The 16,564-nt window shown below is 66.1% G+C and carries 11 protein-coding genes and 1 tRNA gene; 8 read left to right on the forward strand and 4 right to left on the reverse strand.

The features are described from left to right. Positions 1–67: 67 nt before the first annotated feature. The 3 genes from rpoD to WS46_RS05680 all read left to right on the forward strand — a co-directional run bounded on the left by rpoD (position 68) and on the right by WS46_RS05680 (position 4,565). Positions 68–2,485 carry an RNA polymerase sigma factor RpoD gene (gene rpoD, locus WS46_RS05670; RefSeq protein ID WP_082721897.1) on the forward strand — a complete coding sequence of 806 codons (2,418 nt, stop codon included), beginning with the start codon at positions 68–70 and terminating at the stop codon, positions 2,483–2,485. A gap of 138 nt (positions 2,486–2,623) precedes the next feature. Continuing rightward, a tRNA-Ile gene (locus WS46_RS05675) sits at positions 2,624–2,702 on the forward strand. 312 nt (positions 2,703–3,014) lie between these two features. Then, positions 3,015–4,565: a phospholipase D family protein gene (locus tag WS46_RS05680; protein WP_059689634.1), complete on the forward strand. Its 1,551-nt coding sequence runs from the start codon at positions 3,015–3,017 to the stop codon at positions 4,563–4,565. Positions 4,566–4,707: 142 nt separating this feature from the next. Here WS46_RS05680 and WS46_RS05685 read toward each other — a convergent pair whose 3' ends face one another. Next, positions 4,708–6,543 (reverse strand): protease pro-enzyme activation domain-containing protein, encoded by a 1,836-nt coding sequence (locus tag WS46_RS05685; protein WP_059689636.1) that lies wholly within the window; start codon positions 6,541–6,543, stop codon positions 4,708–4,710. Between the two features lie 327 nt (positions 6,544–6,870). On the opposite strand from WS46_RS05685, the gene WS46_RS35060 reads away from it, so the two are divergent. Continuing rightward, the gene (locus tag WS46_RS35060; protein ID WP_156437121.1) at positions 6,871–7,032 is read left to right on the forward strand and encodes a hypothetical protein; all 162 of its coding nucleotides are present in this window, start codon (positions 6,871–6,873) and stop codon (positions 7,030–7,032) included. A 369-nt stretch (positions 7,033–7,401) separates the two neighbouring features. Here the strand turns inward: WS46_RS35060 and WS46_RS05690 are convergent, their stop codons facing one another. Then, complete coding sequence (locus WS46_RS05690; RefSeq protein WP_059689639.1) at positions 7,402–9,849, reverse strand: mechanosensitive ion channel family protein; 2,448 nt, start codon at positions 9,847–9,849, stop codon at positions 7,402–7,404. Between the two features lie 287 nt (positions 9,850–10,136). Further along, positions 10,137–11,096 (reverse strand): LLM class oxidoreductase, encoded by a 960-nt coding sequence (locus WS46_RS05695; RefSeq protein WP_059690187.1) that lies wholly within the window; start codon positions 11,094–11,096, stop codon positions 10,137–10,139. Between the two features lie 1,147 nt (positions 11,097–12,243). Between WS46_RS05695 and WS46_RS05700 the strand changes: the two genes are divergently transcribed. The 4 genes from WS46_RS05700 to WS46_RS05715 all read left to right on the forward strand — a co-directional run bounded on the left by WS46_RS05700 (position 12,244) and on the right by WS46_RS05715 (position 15,833). After that, a complete protein-coding gene (locus WS46_RS05700) occupies positions 12,244–13,140 on the forward strand; it encodes an NAD-dependent protein deacetylase (RefSeq protein WP_059689642.1) in 897 nt (298 codons plus the stop codon). After that, positions 13,137–13,778: a DUF938 domain-containing protein gene (locus WS46_RS05705; RefSeq protein WP_059689644.1), complete on the forward strand. Its 642-nt coding sequence runs from the start codon at positions 13,137–13,139 to the stop codon at positions 13,776–13,778. Before WS46_RS05700 ends, WS46_RS05705 begins: the two co-directional genes overlap by 4 nt. A gap of 97 nt (positions 13,779–13,875) precedes the next feature. Continuing rightward, positions 13,876–15,288, forward strand: a complete 1,413-nt coding sequence (gndA, locus tag WS46_RS05710; RefSeq protein ID WP_059689646.1) for an NADP-dependent phosphogluconate dehydrogenase — start codon at positions 13,876–13,878, stop codon at positions 15,286–15,288. 200 nt (positions 15,289–15,488) lie between these two features. After that, on the forward strand, positions 15,489–15,833 hold the full coding sequence (locus WS46_RS05715) for a DUF4148 domain-containing protein (protein WP_059689648.1): 345 nt from the start codon (positions 15,489–15,491) through the stop codon (positions 15,831–15,833). Between the two features lie 115 nt (positions 15,834–15,948). Here the strand turns inward: WS46_RS05715 and WS46_RS05720 are convergent, their stop codons facing one another. Then, the gene (locus tag WS46_RS05720; protein WP_006760526.1) at positions 15,949–16,269 is read right to left on the reverse strand and encodes a hypothetical protein; all 321 of its coding nucleotides are present in this window, start codon (positions 16,267–16,269) and stop codon (positions 15,949–15,951) included. Positions 16,270–16,564 lie beyond the last annotated feature (295 nt).

Below are 16,564 nucleotides of genomic sequence, written 5' to 3' on the forward strand. Positions count from 1 at the left end.
GGCGCCCCAGCGTGCTATAATATAAGGTTTCCAGCGGTTTGTTTTCCAAGCAGAGGCGAGAATCGCGATGGCAAAGACGACAGGCGGAAAGAAAGCAACAGGCAAGGGCTCGACGGAGCCGACCACGAAGGTCACAGCGGCCAAGTCTGCTTCTTCCACCAGGACAACGTCTTCAGCCACGTCAGCCCCTGCGGGAAAGAAAACCGCGGCCGGCACTGCTCAGGCTGCGCCGGCGCCGGCAGCCAGAACACGGGCTGCCGCCAGACCCGACTCCGGGCCGGCCAAGCCGGCGGCGAAGCGGGCAAGTGCGAAAAGCGCAAGGGACACGACTGCCGCCGCGGACGAAACGGCAGTACGTACTACTCATGCACCCACGGTTCAACCGGCTGTCGTCCAGCAGCCGCGAGTCGATATAGCCGGTACGGCGAACTCCATGACCAAAAAGCTGAACGAAGTATCCGTCGATGACGACGCAAATCAGAGCGACGAGCAGCCCGCAGCCGCGGCTGCCCCGGGCAAATCCAAGGTGCGCGATCGTCGCGCCAAGGAAAAGGCGCTGCTGAAGGAAGCGTTCGCGACGAGCACGCCCGGCACGGCCGAGGAGCTCGAAGAGCGCCGCGTGAAGCTGCGCGCGCTGATCAAGCTCGGCAAGGAGCGCGGCTTCCTCACGTATGCCGAAATCAACGACCACCTGCCGGACAACTTCACCGAAACTGAAGCCCTCGAAGGCATCATCGGCACGTTCAACGACATGGGCGTGGCGGTTTACGAGCAGGCTCCGGACGCGGAAACGCTGCTCCTGAACGACAACGCGCCGGCCGCGTCGTCGGACGATGAAGTCGAGGAAGAAGCGGAAGTCGCGCTGTCGACCGTCGATTCGGAATTCGGTCGCACGACCGATCCGGTCCGGATGTACATGCGCGAGATGGGCACGGTCGAGCTGCTCACGCGCGAAGGCGAAATCGAGATCGCGAAGCGGATCGAGGACGGCCTGCGCCACATGGTGATGGCGATTTCCGCGTGCCCGACGACGATCGCCGACATCCTCGCGATGGCCGAGCGCGTCGCGAACGAAGAGATCCGCGTCGACGAACTCGTCGACGGCCTGCTCGATCCGAATGCTTCGGACTCCGCCGATACGGACGGTTTCTCCGCGAAGGAAGCCGAAGCCATCGAGAACGAGGACGAGGAAGCCGAAGAGGAAGAGGAAGAAGAGGAAGAGGAGGAGGATGACGGTGCCGCTCAGGCGTCGGCCAACGCCGCTCAACTCGAAGCCCTCAAGCGTGCATCGCTCGACAAGTTCTCGCAGATCAGCGAGTGGTTCGACAAGATGCGCCGCGCGTTCGAGAAGGAAGGCTACAAGTCGAAGTCCTACCTGAAGGCGCAGGAAACGATCCAGACCGAACTGATGACGATCCGCTTCACCGCGCGTACCGTCGAGCGTCTGTGCGACACGCTGCGTGCGCAAGTGGACGAAGTGCGTCAGGTCGAGCGTCAGATCCTGCACATCGTCGTCGACAAGTGCGGCATGCCGCGTTCGGAATTCATCGCGCGCTTCCCGGGCAGCGAGACGGATCTCGACTGGGCCGAGAAGATCACGGCCGAAGGCCATCCGTACAGCGCGGTCCTTTCGCGTAACGTTCCGGCGATCCGCGAACAGCAGCAGCGTCTGATCGATCTGCAGGCGCGCGTCGTGCTGCCGCTGAAGGATCTGAAGGAAACCAACCGCCAGATGGCGGCCGGCGAACTGAAGGCGCGTCAGGCGAAGCGTGAAATGACCGAGGCGAACCTGCGTCTCGTGATCTCGATCGCGAAGAAGTACACGAACCGCGGCCTGCAATTCCTCGACCTGATCCAGGAAGGCAACATTGGCCTGATGAAGGCGGTGGACAAGTTCGAATACCGTCGCGGCTACAAGTTCTCGACCTACGCGACGTGGTGGATCCGCCAGGCCATCACGCGTTCGATCGCGGACCAGGCGCGCACGATCCGTATTCCGGTTCACATGATCGAAACGATCAACAAGATGAACCGCATCTCGCGGCAGATCCTGCAGGAAACCGGTCTCGAGCCGGATCCGGCAACGCTCGCCGAGAAGATGGAGATGCCGGAAGACAAGATCCGCAAGATCATGAAGATCGCGAAGGAGCCGATCTCGATGGAAACGCCGATCGGCGACGACGACGATTCCCATCTCGGCGACTTCATCGAGGACAACAACACGGTCGCGCCGGCGGATGCCGCGCTGCATGCAAGCATGCGCGACGTCGTGAAGGACGTGCTCGATTCGCTGACGCCGCGTGAGGCGAAGGTGTTGCGGATGCGTTTCGGTATCGAGATGAGCACCGATCACACGCTCGAGGAAGTCGGCAAGCAGTTCGACGTCACCCGCGAGCGGATCCGTCAGATCGAGGCCAAGGCGCTGCGCAAGCTGCGTCACCCGAGCCGTTCTGACAAGCTGAAGTCGTTCCTCGAAGGGAACTGATTTCCAGCGTCTTACTTGCGAACGCCGCCGGCATCCGCGTGATGCCGGTGGCGTTTGTCCTCTTTGGCGTCTTTGTTGTTACAATGCCGGCCCGGCTTCGTTGCCGGCGTGGCGTGTAGCACACGTTGCTTCTCGTCTGGGCCCCTAGCTCATGCTTGGTTAGAGCAGCGAACTCATAATTCGTTGGTGCCGGGTTCGACTCCCGGGGGGCCCACCAGATTCGCTTCCCAGGTTATCCGGGGAAGTCTCGAAACCCGCGACGCCGCAAGGCCTCGCGGGTTTTTCTTTTGCGCGCTGCCTGAATGTGTCGAGCGTGTTGAATGCGTTCACGCCGGCGTCGCGTGTCGCATCGCCGCCACCGGGGAAACGCGCGGAGCGTGCCGTCCCGATATCAATCGAAGTATGCTGTAGCGCGGTCGGCGCGCACGATCGAGAATCGTCGCGCGCGCGAACCGCAGGCCAGCGCTGCGTTCCGCCCGGCGGCCAGAACAAACACAAACAGACTTCGCCCGACAGTGGGGCGGCCATCATGATCATGTTGCGTTCGTGGAGTGCGATTCTGTCGTTGCTGATGCTTGCCGCGTGCGCCAGCCTGCCGCCGCAGGCCGGTCGCGCACCAACGCACGCATTCACCGATACCGAAACCACGCGCCTCGGCATCGCGTTCCGCCAGCAGGCCGCCGCCCATCCGGGGCAGGACGCGTTTCACCTGTTGCGCGATCCCGTCGATGCACTCGACGCGCGCGTGCTGCTCGCCGATCGCGCGGACCGCTCGCTGGACCTTCAGTACTACATCTGGCACGACGACCTGACCGGACACGAACTCGCGGACGCGATCATCCGTGCGGCCGATCGCGGGGTTCGCGTGCGTGCATTGCTCGACGATCTCGGGACGAACGCGGACGATCGCAAGCTGCTCGAGATCAGTTCGCATCCGAACATCGAGATCCGGCTCTTCAATCCGGTCGCCACACGCCACTTCAAGAAGATCGGCACGGTGCTCGAGTTCTCGCGCGTCAACCGGCGCATGCACAACAAGGCGATGATCGCGGACAATCAGGCGGCGATCGTCGGCGGTCGCAACATCGGCGACGAGTATTTCGGCGCGTCGTCGATGCTGGAGTTCGGCGATCTCGATGTGGTCGTGCACGGCCCCGTCGTGAACGACATCTCGACCGAATTCGATACGTTCTGGAATTCGCCGTATGCGTATCCGATCGATGCGCTGGTCGGACACGACGCGGCGCCGGGCGGTCTCGACCGGGAGCGCGAACGGTTGCGCGATTACTTGCGCGCGATGGAGGACAATCCGTACGTGCTCGAGGCGCGACACAGGCTCGACCAGATCGTGCACGGGCAGGGCACCGAGTTGTCCTGGGGGCAGGCGACGGTCCTGTACGACGATCCGGCGAAGATCTCACGCTCGCCGAAGGACAGCGACGGACACCTGATGCCGCAACTGCGCGCACTCGCGTTGCGGCCGGAGCAGGAGCTGCTGATCGTGTCGCCGTACTTCGTGCCGGGCAAGGACATGATCGAACGGCTGCACGCGCTCACGGCACGCGGCGTGCGCGTGACGATCCTGACCAACTCGCTCGCATCGACCGACGTCGCGGCCGTGCATGCCGGCTACCGGCGCTATCGGAGTGCGCTGCTGGAAGCCGGCGTGCGGCTTTACGAACGGCGACCGTCCGGCGACAAGAGCATCGCGAAGCAGGTCATCATCGGCTCGTCGCGTGCTTCGCTGCATGCGAAGACCTATGTGTTCGATCGCAAGAGCATCTTCATCGGTTCGATGAATCTCGATCCGCGCTCGCTGAACCTCAATACCGAGATCGGCGTTTACTGCGAAAGCCCTGCAATTGCATCGGAGGTTGCGACGGACCTGGAGCCGCGGCTCGATCGAATCGCATGGCGAGTCGAATCGAGGACCGATCCGGCCGGGAAGGAGCGGCTCAAGTGGATTCAGACCGACGCGGACGGGACGGTGACCGAGCTCGATCACGAACCGGAAGTGTCGGCGGCGCGGCGCATGGAAGTGTGGTTTCTCGGCTTGTTTCCGATCGAATCGCAGCTGTGATTTCGCTGGCCCGCGACGACCGCGGGCGGCGTGTGCCGACGCGCAGCGTCGATCTGGAGGCGCCGCGCGCAGCGGCGCAGATACGGCTCCAGGCGCGTAAAACGACCCGCACCCGGAACCGCACCGCTCATTGCACGATCGATCAGCGCGCGAAATCCGACGTGCTCTGGATGAACGTGTTCAGCTTCGAGATGTTCACGCTGCCGAAGCCCGTCGTCGCGTCCCAGCCAGCCTTCGCCTTGTAGCCGTACGTGCCGCTGCCGTTGTTGCCGGACGTCACGTCGTGCACCAGCGCCGCATTGCTCGGGAAGTATTTGTAGATGCTCGACGCCGGGAAGCCGAGCGCGTTGTTGTTGGCCGATTGCAGCCGCGCCCAGATGCCGGTGAAGATCGGCGCGGCGAGGCTCGTGCCGCCTTCGTTGTTCAGGTAGCCGGAGCCCCACAGCGTGTCGGACGTCTGGCCGTTCACCACGAGGATCGCGCCGGTGCGCAGGTCGGCGTCGAAGCCGACGTCCGGCAATGCGCGCTTGGTCGACCCGGTGAGGCTCGACGATTGCCACGACGGCGCGGCTTCGTACTTGCTGTAGCCGCCGCCCGTCGACCATACGGTGCCCGGCTGCCAGCTCGGATCGTTCCACACGATTTCGCTGTTGTATGCGTTGGTCGACGTGTTGGTGAACAGCGTCGTGCCGCCCACCGCGATCACGTACGGCGACGTCGCGGGCTCGCTCACCGTGTAGGTCGAGCGCGACGGCGTGCCGCTCGCGCATTCGTACGCGCCGTGGTCGCCGGCCGATACGGAGAAGGTCTGGCCTTGCGCGACGGCCTGCTTGAAGATGGTGTCGTCGGTCGCCTGCGAGCCGGTGCTGTACGCGGACGATTCGCACACGCCGAGCGACACGTTGATGACCTTCGCGACGTTGTCGCTCACCGCCTTGTTGTACGCGGCGGTGATCGCGGTGAGCGTCATCGACGGCGCCACGTAGAACACGACCTGCTTCACGCTGCCGCCGGCTGCACCGACGATCGACTGGCTGTCGAGGTTCCATTCGACGGTGCCGGATGTATCGGTGTACGAACTGCCTGACGGGCCCGTCGGCACGACGCTGCTGCTGATCGTGCCGAGGCCGTTGTTGGCGGCGAACGTGTTGAGGTCGCTGACCGTCTGCGACAGATCGCCTTCGGAGATGATGCCGACGGTGGTTTGCGAGGCCGTCGGCGTGCCGTCGCCGCCGTAGAGCGACGAGAATTCCGTCGGGTAGTGCGGCACCGCGGATGCGCCAGCCGGAATCGTCAGGTTGCTGGTGTTGCCTTGCGGCTTGCTGCCCGCGCCGGTATGCATGAGCTCGACGTTCTGCAGGCCCAGCACGGCGCCGACGATGCCGGAGATTGCGTTCGGCACCTGCGCGGCATCGGTGTTCGCATAGACGTTGCGGCCGTTGCGCGTGAAGCGCTTGAGTGTCGTGCGGAACGCCGATTTGACCGTTGCCGCGGTGCCCGACGCGGACACGAGCAGGCGGTTCGGCGCGACCACGATGTTGACGAAGCCGGCCTGGCGCAGGTGCGCGACGACGGCGGCGACCTGCTGGTCGGTCGGCGCGTATTGCGCGGCGAACTGCGCCGACGTGAGGAACTGCTTGTAGTGCGGCGAGCCGGGCGTATGCAGGTCGTGCAGGTATTGGTCGAGTTGCGCCTCGTTGCGCAGGTTCAGCCCGAGCACGATGTCGACCGATTCGCCGGGCGCCATCTCGGTGGCAGCGGCGGCAGCGGCGGCGGTGCTGGCCGCCGGCGCACCGGCGGTACTGCTGCTTTCACCTTGCTGGACGAGCGGCAGGAATCCCTTGGTGCGCGTTTCCGTCCAGCCGGCGGCCGGTGCGGCATGGACGGCCGTCATGCCGAACGAAGCGGCTGCTGCGGCGGCGAAGGCGAGCTTGACGATGCGGATGTGCTTTTGTTTCTTGTTTGCAACCTGATTCATTTTGAATTACCCCTCCGGTTGAACATCGAACTGCACGAACAACAACGGTCGACAGCGGCGCGGATCGTGCGCCGCCGATATCCGCCGCGCTCGCGCGGATGGCGCGGACGCGACGGGGCCTTTCGCCCGACCCGGACGGGTGGTGATCCTCCGGGGGCGAAATGCTGGAAAGCTCGGTGACGAAGGCGCTAGGCCGCGATGAGGACCGGCCGCGCCAGCAAGCCTGATGCAGGCGGGATGGCTAGAGCAACAGCTTCGGTGTCCTGCTCATCTTGTTCGGTCCTTCGGACTGCTGCCGGATGGCGGCTGCCCAATGAGTGCATCGGGATGTTGCATGCGCCAACGGAAGAAGCGACGGTCGGCGGCGAGAACTTCGGTGCGGCGGAAACGAGATGCGTCGAGCGGGAACGATTGCGTGGTTTGCAATTCGTCGGATTGCTTGCATCGGACGGTATCAAGAACGAAAGTTCGGTGTCAAACTTTTTCTGATGATATGAAACAAAGTTAAATGGGTTAGGCTGAAATACTCTTGAAAAGTCACGGGGTATTTTGTAATTTTCGAACCCGAAACCGGATGCAATTTCAGATATTTATGCAGAATAATTCGCGATTCGATTCGTAATGAACGAACGGTATTCGAGAAATCATTCGAATCTCCCGCGCCCGTCTCCGATTGGGATAGTTGTGACCGTGAAGTTGGTGAGCGGGCGGCCGACGCGAAGTGGGCGGCGCTGGCGAACGCGGCGAAGCGCGTTCAGCGCGCGATGAAAACCGCCGCGCGTTGAGCGCGGCCAACGGCCGTTCGATGGCACAGGCACGGCACGATACGCGGTGGCCGAGCCAGCGGCATCCGCACGATCAGTCCGGCTTGCGGTCTGGTGAAGCGGGCGGTGGCGGTTGCTCGGCGGCCGGCGTGCCGGCGGTAGGGGCGCCGTTCTCGTCGCTCCCGGGCGCCACGGGCCGCGAACCGTCGTCATACGCGACGAGGCTGCGCTGCGGATTCGCGATCCGGATTCCGCGTTCATGAAACAGCACCGCGATACGCCGGTTGAATTCGCGCTGCACGCCCCAGCGTGCCGAGTCCTTGCACTGGATTTGTCCGGCCAGCGCAATCGTCGCGCCGTCGACCTGGTCGATGCCCCAGTAGCTGAAATCCGACAGGATGCCGTCCTTGTAAGTCGGATCGTCGCGCAACGCGGCGCCGATCTCCTTCAGCGTCGCGATCGCCCGATCGATGTCCTGCCCGTATGCGATGCTGACCTTGACGGCTGCGTTGCCGAGCCCGCGATTCGTGTTGTTGACGGTCGTCACCGAGCTGAACGGGATCGTATACAGCGACCCGTCGCCCGCGCGCAGTCGCACCGTGCGGATCGACAGGTATTCGACCGTGCCGGACACGCCGGCGAGCGTGACCCAGTCGCCCACCTGCATCGCGTTCTCCATCAGCAGAAAGATCCCGGTGATGAAATCCTGCACGAGCTTCTGCGAGCCGAAGCCGAGCGCGACGCCGAAGATGCTGGCGCCGGCGAGCAGCGGCCCGATGTTCACGCCGATTTCGCTGAGGCCCGTCAGCACGACGACGAGCGCGATCATGATGAACAGCAGCGAACGCAGCATCGGCAGCAGCGTGCGCAACCGCGCCGCGCGCACGAGGTTGCCCTCGCGCGTCCACTGCTGCAGGCGGCGCTCGATCGCGATGTTCGCGGCTTCCCACACGATCAGCGCGACGACGGCCGCGATCGCGATCGTGATCAGCGCCGACGCGAGCCGATGGCCGATCGTGCCGGTCTGGAACGCGTGGAAGATCGGCACGCCCCAGATCTGCAGCAGCAGCACGACGGTCACGACGGCGATCGCCGCCGACACGATCTGGCGCACCAACGGGTAATAGCGGTATGCGTGCACGTGGACCAGCGTGCGATCGTCGTCGCGGCGCTGGAACAGTCGCGCGAGCGCACCGAACACGACGATCGACACGATCCGCATGCCGATCATCGCGGCGATCGAGCGGCCGCCGAGCGCGATCAGCACGCGGTAGCCGTTGTGGACGTCGAGCGCCCACACGAACCACAGCGCCATCACGACGAACACCGACACGGGCGCCCACGCGTCGGCGAGCGCGTTGCCGATCATCGCGAAGGCCGGCCGATCGTCGCCGGCCGCGCGGATGCGGGCGGCGACCGGCTGGCGGCACCGGAGAATCAGCGCCGAGATCATCAAGTGGCCGACGAGCGCGACGGCTTTCAGCAGCGCGACGTGACCGGCGTCGCTGAGGCCGAAGCTCGCGGCGATCTCGACCGCGGCCGTGCAGACGCCGACGACGATCACGATCCGCGCGATCGAGCGCTGCGCGATCGCGGCCCATGCGTCGCTGACGTGCAGCAGCCGCAATTGCCGCGCATCGGGCTGGAAGAACAGCCGGCTGACGATCGTCACGAGACGGCAGATCACGTAGATGTCGATCAGCGATTCGAGTGCGGTTTCGGTTGGCGTGCCGGCGCCGTCGAGCACCGACATCGTCAGGCTCGCGACGCCGACGAACACCAGCAGCGGCACCACGCGCAGCGCGAGGCTGACCAGCGCGCGCGGCATCCGGCGCAGCAGCGTGGTGTGGCGCCGTGCATGGCCGCGGCCTTGCGACGAGGTATCGGGCGCGGCGGTGCCTTCGGCGCTGGCGCTGGCGTCGGCCGGCGCTGACGCCCTGGAATCGTCCGCCTCGGCGGGTTCGGGCTCGGCCCGACGCGACGATTCGGCCCGACGCGTGCCCAGGGCGGCCAGCGCGCGCCGCAGCAGCCGCTTCGCGAACCATTCGACGACGAACGCGGGCACGAGCACGGCGAGGATGACCAGGATCGCGCGCGTGAGGTCCGCGCGTTCGTCGGCGCGCACCAGCCGCTCGTGCCACCAGTTGCCGACGGAGCCGACATCGAGCAGCGAGCGCAGCGATTCGTTCAGCGCGCCGCCGATTTCGCCGGCCCAGCGTGCTCCCTGCCGGACGAGCATCGACGCGAGCCCGTTCGTCGTGAGCGCGGCGGTGGCGGCCGATGCCGCGCTGGCCGGTGCCGCGGCGCTCGCCGGAAGCACGGGCGTGCTCAGCACGCCGACGGCCGCGATCGCGCGCAACGTCGTTTCGACCTGTTCGCGCTCGCGCGGATTTTGCAGGACGGAGAGGGCGCGCTGCGCCTGTTGCGGCGTCAGTGTCGGCGCCGCGCCGGAGGCGGCCGACGCGGCGGCTGGTGCAGGGGTAGCCGCGTGAGCGATCGATACGACGGCGGCGAGCAGCCAGCCGAGCAGGAAATGTCGCATGGGTTGGCATGCGGGCGCACATCGAAATGTGGCCCGCCGGTCTGGACGATGGACGGAAGTTAACATGATCGCGAACGGACCCGAATAGTTCCGTCGACGAATATTCGAATCGGGCATACAGCAGGCGGCGCGGCTTGTTTCGCGTGCCGGCGGTGTTCGCGAGCCCTTGTTCGCGCACGTCGACTCTTGTGACGATCAAGCCAGGAACGAAACGTGCTCCCGGGCACATCGATTCGGTGCAATCCACGAGTGCGGCTACCTGCAGCGAACTCGGGAATCCTGATGAATCAACCCTGCTCGTCGTGAAAGATCGGCAGCACGTGCTCGGCGATTTCCTCGATGACCTCGCGCACGGGCCGGTCGGAGCCGGGATTCAGCGTGACGTGGTGCGTGCCGGCTGCGCGCATGTCCCGCAAGATGCCGATCAACGCGTTCCGTCCGGTCGCGTAGCCGAGCGGCAGCGCGCGGGCCGGCGCATCGCGATTCGCATCGAGATCGAGCCGCATCGACACGCCGAACGCACGAAAACCCGGCTGCGCGAGCCGGTCGACGGCCGCGCGCCACATCGAATAACGAGAACGCTGCGTGTCCGGATCGCGGTGGTACGTCATCCAGCCGATCGCGTTCCGTGCGATCCAGTCGACGCTCTGTCCGCCCGAGCCGACCGTGAGCATCGGCACCGCGGCGTCGCCGCGCGGCAGCAGCGTGAAGTCGGGCGCGTCGGGCGGTGTTTCGTCGGGCAGCACGCGGGACGGCACGCCGAGCGCGGCCGCGACGATGTCCCAATGCCGGCGATACCGGTCGCGCCGCGTTTCCGCATCGACGCCGAACGCCGCATATTCGGGCGGCCGGTCGCCGGAACCGAGGCCGAGGACGAAGCGTCCGCCGGACAGCGTCGCGACCGACAGCGCGCCCTTCGCGATATGCAGCGGATGTCGCAGCGGCAGCACGATCGCGCCGCTGGCGAGCACGATCCGGCGCGTGCGCGACGCGAGCGCGCCGAGCAGCACCCACGGATCGAGGTGCCCGACCGGGTCGGGATAGTCGGCGCTGTTCAGCGGAACGTCGCGAATCCACAGTGCGCGAAAGCCGAGCGAATCGGCCAGCGCCGCGAGTTCGAGCTGCTCGTTGAAATCGGCGACGGTCCGGCCGCCGCGCAGTAGCGGCAGCGTCAGGCCGATCGATAGCCGCTCGGCCGAGAAGACGCGTTGCGCGACGTCGGCGCGGCCGGAGGCGGGCAGGGGCATGTCCATTCCTTGAAGACGGGGCGAAGCGGGCGCGCGCCGTACGGTGTTCGCATGCTAACGTGTTTGCGCGACGCTTGCGACGCGCCGCGAGCGATGCGCGGCGGCATCGGCGGCATCGGCGGTTCCGGCATGATCGGTGCCTTCGGTCAACCGGCAGTCAATCTGCACGGACGCACTACGGACGACGCTCGGGGCGCGTCGGCAGCCGGGACGCACGCATGTCCGACCTGCGCGGTCGGGAGCGGGCGATTGTAAGCAGATCGTCGGCGTCGCTCACGTGCAAACACCTCGCCGGCGCACACGTCACATTCCTGCAACATCGGCGTCGCGTCCATCCGCCCGTCGCGCACGCCGCTTCCCGTCGTTTCACTTTCGAAACGTTCACGTATTTCTGTCGCCGCACGATCTGCATCGGGGTCACTTCACCGGCCGCGCGGCCTTGCGCCGCGAAGCATGGTGCGCTCCTTGCATGTCTGTGTGCGCCGTGAGCGCGATCGCCGGCACGGTAGAGGGCCGGCCATCGCTTCAGTGGGTCGGACGCATCGAAGACGGGGACAAGAGAATGAGAACAGACCGAATCGCAACGTGTCGTGTTGCAAACATGAATCGCCGACCTGCCCGTGAATTCGCTTCGCCGCTGATCGCGGTGACATGAGCGTGCGGCCTTTCGTTCCATCCGAACGATTCGGGTTCGTTCCGAACGACGACGTGCATGCATGACGCACGAGGCCGACCGGTGCCGGTCGGCCGTCGGGGATGAACCGCCCGTGCACGCAGATGGGCAATCATGAGTTCCGGATCGTCATGCCGGCGCGCGAAACGCATGCGTGCCGAGCGCGACGCATGCGTGTGCCTCCCGCACGCGGTGCCGCGCGGCGATCCGCCCGACATCAGGAAATCGAAGGTGTAGTCCAGGGGAAAGGTCCGCCGGCCGCGCCGCGGTGGATCTGACGACATTGTGCTGTCAGTTGATCCACTACCCCGATGGATCAATTGTTGGAGCGCCCATCGCCATGTGGTCGATGGGCGTCTTTTTTTGCCGCGCCGGTGTCGCGCGGATCGCCGGCCCGATCGCGCGGCGTTCTGTATCATGTGCTGGCGCGCTGGCCGCACGATTTGCCGCCGCGCCCGATCACGCGCCGCCAACATGAACGACATCGCCTTGCCCACCCCCTCGTCCGCCAGCATCGATCCGGGCGCGCTCGATGCGCTGCACGCGTTCGTCGAGCGCCATCCGCGGCTGCTCGTGCTGACCGGTGCGGGCATCAGCACGGATTCCGGCATTCCCGGCTATCGCGACCGCAACGGTCAATGGATGCGCTCGCCGCCGATCCAGCTCCACGAATTCCTCGGTTCCGACACCGCGCGCCGCCGCTACTGGGCGCGCAGCATGATCGGCTGGCCCGTGGTGGGCCGTGCGCAGCCGAACCGCTCGCACGTCGCGCTCGCGCGGCTCGGCGGCACCGGCCGGATCGAGCGCCTCGTCACGCAGAACGTCGACGGGCTGCACCAGCGTGCCGGCAGCGGCGACGTGATCGAACTGCACGGCGGCATCAACGGCGTCACATGCCTCGATTGCGGCGCGCATCACGCGCGCGCGACGATCCAGACCTTGCTCGAAACGGACAATCCCGAGCTGCTCGGTGCGCAGGCGGAACCCGCCGCCGACGGTGACGCGCACCTCGAATGGGCCGCGCTCGACACGTTCCGCATTCCGGCCTGCCCGGCCTGCGGCGGGTTGTTGAAGCCGGCGGTGGTGTTCTTCGGCGAGAACGTGCCGCGCGAACGCGTCGCGCTGGCGTCGCAGGCGCTCGATGCGGCCGATGCGCTGCTCGTCGTCGGCTCGTCGCTGATGGTGTATTCCGGCTACCGGTTCTGCGTGTGGGCCCAGGCGCAGAGCAAGCCCGTTGCCGCGCTGAACCTCGGTCATACGCGCGCCGATCCGATGCTGACGCTGAAGGTCGAGGCGCGTTGCGCGCCCGCGCTCGACGCGCTGAACGCGCGGCTGGGCGTCGCCGGCGACGCGCCGGAGCACGCATCGTGACCGGGCCGACGTCTTCGCCCGATCCGTCCGCGCGGCTGTCGGCGCCGGCGGCCGAGCGCAATCGCGAGCCGATCCTCGAGGTGCTGCGTCGCGTGCTGCCGGCCAGCGGCGACGTGCTCGAGATCGCGAGCGGCACCGGGCAGCATGCGGTCCATTTCGCGCGGGCGCTGCCGGCGCTGCGCTGGCAGCCGAGCGATCCCGACGCGCACGCGCGCCGCTCGATCGCCGCGTGGGTCGCGCATGCCGGCCTCGCGAACCTGGCCGAGCCGCTGGCGTTCGACGTGCGCGACGCGTCGTGGCCGGCCGCGGCATTCGACGCGATCGTCTGCATCAACATGATCCACATCTCGCCGTGGGCCTGCACCGACGCACTGTTCGCCGGCGCGTCGCGCGTGCTGCGTCCGGGCGGCGTGCTGTTCCTGTACGGCCCGTATCGCCGCGAAGGCCGGCACACAGCGCCGTCCAACGAAGCGTTCGACCAGCAGTTGCGCAGCCGCGACCCCTCGTGGGGCGTGCGCGATCTCGAGGCAGTCGTCGCGCTCGGCCTCGACCGCGGGCTCGACTGCATCGAGGTCGTCGAGATGCCGGCGAACAATCTGAGCGTCGTGTTCCGGCGTCTGCCGCACGCGGAGCAATGACACGCAAGCGCGCATCGCAGCCGGGTTTCCACTATCCTTTCGCCTGTGCGCGCGGCCCGGTTCGGGTCGCGCCCTGTTTTTTCCGGAGAATTGACTAATGGGCAAACAAGCAATCGGTGTGATCGGGCTCGCGGTGATGGGCCGCAATCTCGCACTCAATATCGAGAGCCGCGGTTACGCGGTGTCGGTGTACAACCGCAGCCGCGAGAAAACCGACGAACTGACCGCCGAATTCCCCGGCCGTAATCTGGTACCGACCTATACGCTCGAAGAGTTCGTCGCGTCGCTCGAGACGCCGCGCCGGATCCTGATGATGGTGAAGGCCGGCGAAGCGACCGATGCGACGATCGCATCGCTCAAGCCGCTGCTCGAGAAGGGCGACGTGCTGATCGACGGCGGGAATACGCATTTCACGGACACGATCCGCCGCAACCAGGAACTCGCGCAATCGGGCCTGCATTTCATCGGCACCGGCGTGTCGGGCGGCGAAGAGGGCGCGCTGCGCGGCCCGTCGATCATGCCCGGCGGCCAGCGCGACGCGTACGACCTGGTCGAGCCGATCCTCAAGCAGATCGCCGCGAAGGCGCCGTCGGACGGCGAGCCGTGTGTCGCATACATGGGGCCGGACGGTGCGGGCCACTACGTGAAGATGGTCCACAACGGCATCGAATACGGCGACATGCAGCTGATCGCCGAAAGCTATGCCGTGCTGAAGGACGTCGCGGGCCTGACCAACGACGAACTCGGCGCGGTGTACACCGAGTGGAACCAGGGCGAGCTCGACAGCTACCTGATCGAGATCACCTCGAAGATCTTCGGCAAGAAGGACGAAGAAACCGGCCAGCACCTCGTCGACGTGATCCTCGATCGCGCCGCGCAGAAGGGCACCGGCAAGTGGACGAGCCAGAACGCGCTGGATCTGGGTGTGCCGCTGCCGCTGATCACCGAGTCGGTGTTCGCGCGCGTGCTGTCGTCGCTGAAGACCGAGCGCGTCGCGGCCAGCAAGATCCTGTCGGGCCCGGCCGCCGCGCCGTTCGACGGCGATCGCGCCGCGTTCGTCGAAGCGGTGCGCCGCGCGCTGTACCTGAGCAAGGTGATCTCGTACGCGCAGGGCTTCGCGCAACTGCGCACGGCGTCCGAAGAGTATGGCTGGAACCTCGATCTCGGGACGATCGCGAAGATCTTCCGCGCGGGCTGCATCATCCGCGCGCGCTTCCTGCAGAAGATCACGGACGCGTACGCGAAGGATCCCGCGCTCGCGAACCTGCTGCTCGACCCGTACTTCAAGGACATCGCCGCGAATTACCAGACGGCGCTGCGCGACGTCGTGGTGGCCGCGGTGAAGGCAGGCGTGCCGGTGCCGGCGTTCGCGTCGGCGGTCGCGTACTTCGACAGCTACCGTTCCGAGCGGCTGCCGGCGAACCTTGTGCAGGCGCAGCGCGACTTCTTCGGCGCGCATACGTTCGAGCGTACCGACAAGCCGGGCAGCTTCCACGCGAACTGGTCGTAACCGGCGGGCGAGGATGGCATTGTTGCGAAATTCTATTCTTTGAGTAGGGTTTTTCGTTCCCGGATGCCGGAATTGTTGGCTTCGAGGAAACAGTGTTTTCGTTCTTTCATGGTTTTCCCTAGGTGATCTCGGGACTAAACTTTGTTCCATCGCTGCAGACATGGTGTGTGCGGCGGAGCAAAAAAATCCCGGAGGTAATCATGAAATCGCTGATCGCAACGTTCGCTGCTGCTGCTGTCCTCGCCGTTCCCGCCGTCTCGTTCGCCCAACAGAACGCCCCCGTCACCCGTGCGCAGGTGAAGGCCGAACTGGCCCAGCTGCAACAGGCCGGCTACAAGCTGGGCAGCGACCGTACCGACTACCCGGCAGGCATCCAGGCAGCCGAAGCCCGCGTGAACCCGCAACAAAACGTGGCCGCTGCCGATACGAGCGGCTACGGCGCGCAACCGGCCGGCCAGCAGGAATCGGGCGCTCCGGCGGCCGCCAAGACCGGCTGGCAGGTCAAGCGCGTGTCGGATGGCGCACCGGTCTACAAGGGTCGTTAATCGGCATCGATCGCCGGGTCGCATGTGCGGCCTGATGTGACCCCGCGCAGTACCCGCAGCCCGTCGTTCCGCATCACGGAACGACGGGCTGTTTTCATTGGCTGCGCCCGCCGTGTCAATGCAGCGGCCGCGGCCCGCGGCCGATGTCCCGGAACAGCGCGTCGGCCGGCTCCAGCGCCTGCAGCCAGGCCTCGTCGTAGCCGCTCAGCGTGTCGAGCGCGTCGCGCAGCCGCTCGATCGCAAGTACCGGCAACTCGACGCTGTGCCGCGTGGCGCCGCTCAGGTGTGCGACGCTCGCCAGCTGGACGAGTGCGTCCGCCGCTTCAGCGACGTCCGTCGCGAACAGCAGGTGCCGGTTGAGCAATTCGACGAGGCCGCTGGAACCGGCGAAATCCTCGGCGTTGAGCTGCACGGACAGAAACGTCGCATTGTTCATGGTTTTTCTCCTCGTTATCGCGGGGTCGTGCGGTGCACCTCCGAGTATAGGAGGCGGCCGGAGGCGGGGTGGAGGTTGTCGGCGAGACACGGCCGGCGGTTGCGGAACGGCGGCCTGACGCCGCTTCGGACGCCCTGCGCGATGCGGCTCGCGGCCCGCCGACACGCGTCTGCGAGACCGCAAGATTGTTGCCGGATCGGGCGCCTGTCGCGGTCCTGACCACGACAGATGGTATCTTTGACGCCCGGGACGACGCGAAAATGGCGCGAAAAAGGGGCCGGTGAGCCCGTTCGCG

Origin of the sequence: Burkholderia sp. RF4-BP95, from assembly GCF_001521985.1 — a bacterium.
Classification (GTDB): domain Bacteria; phylum Pseudomonadota; class Gammaproteobacteria; order Burkholderiales; family Burkholderiaceae; genus Burkholderia; species Burkholderia diffusa.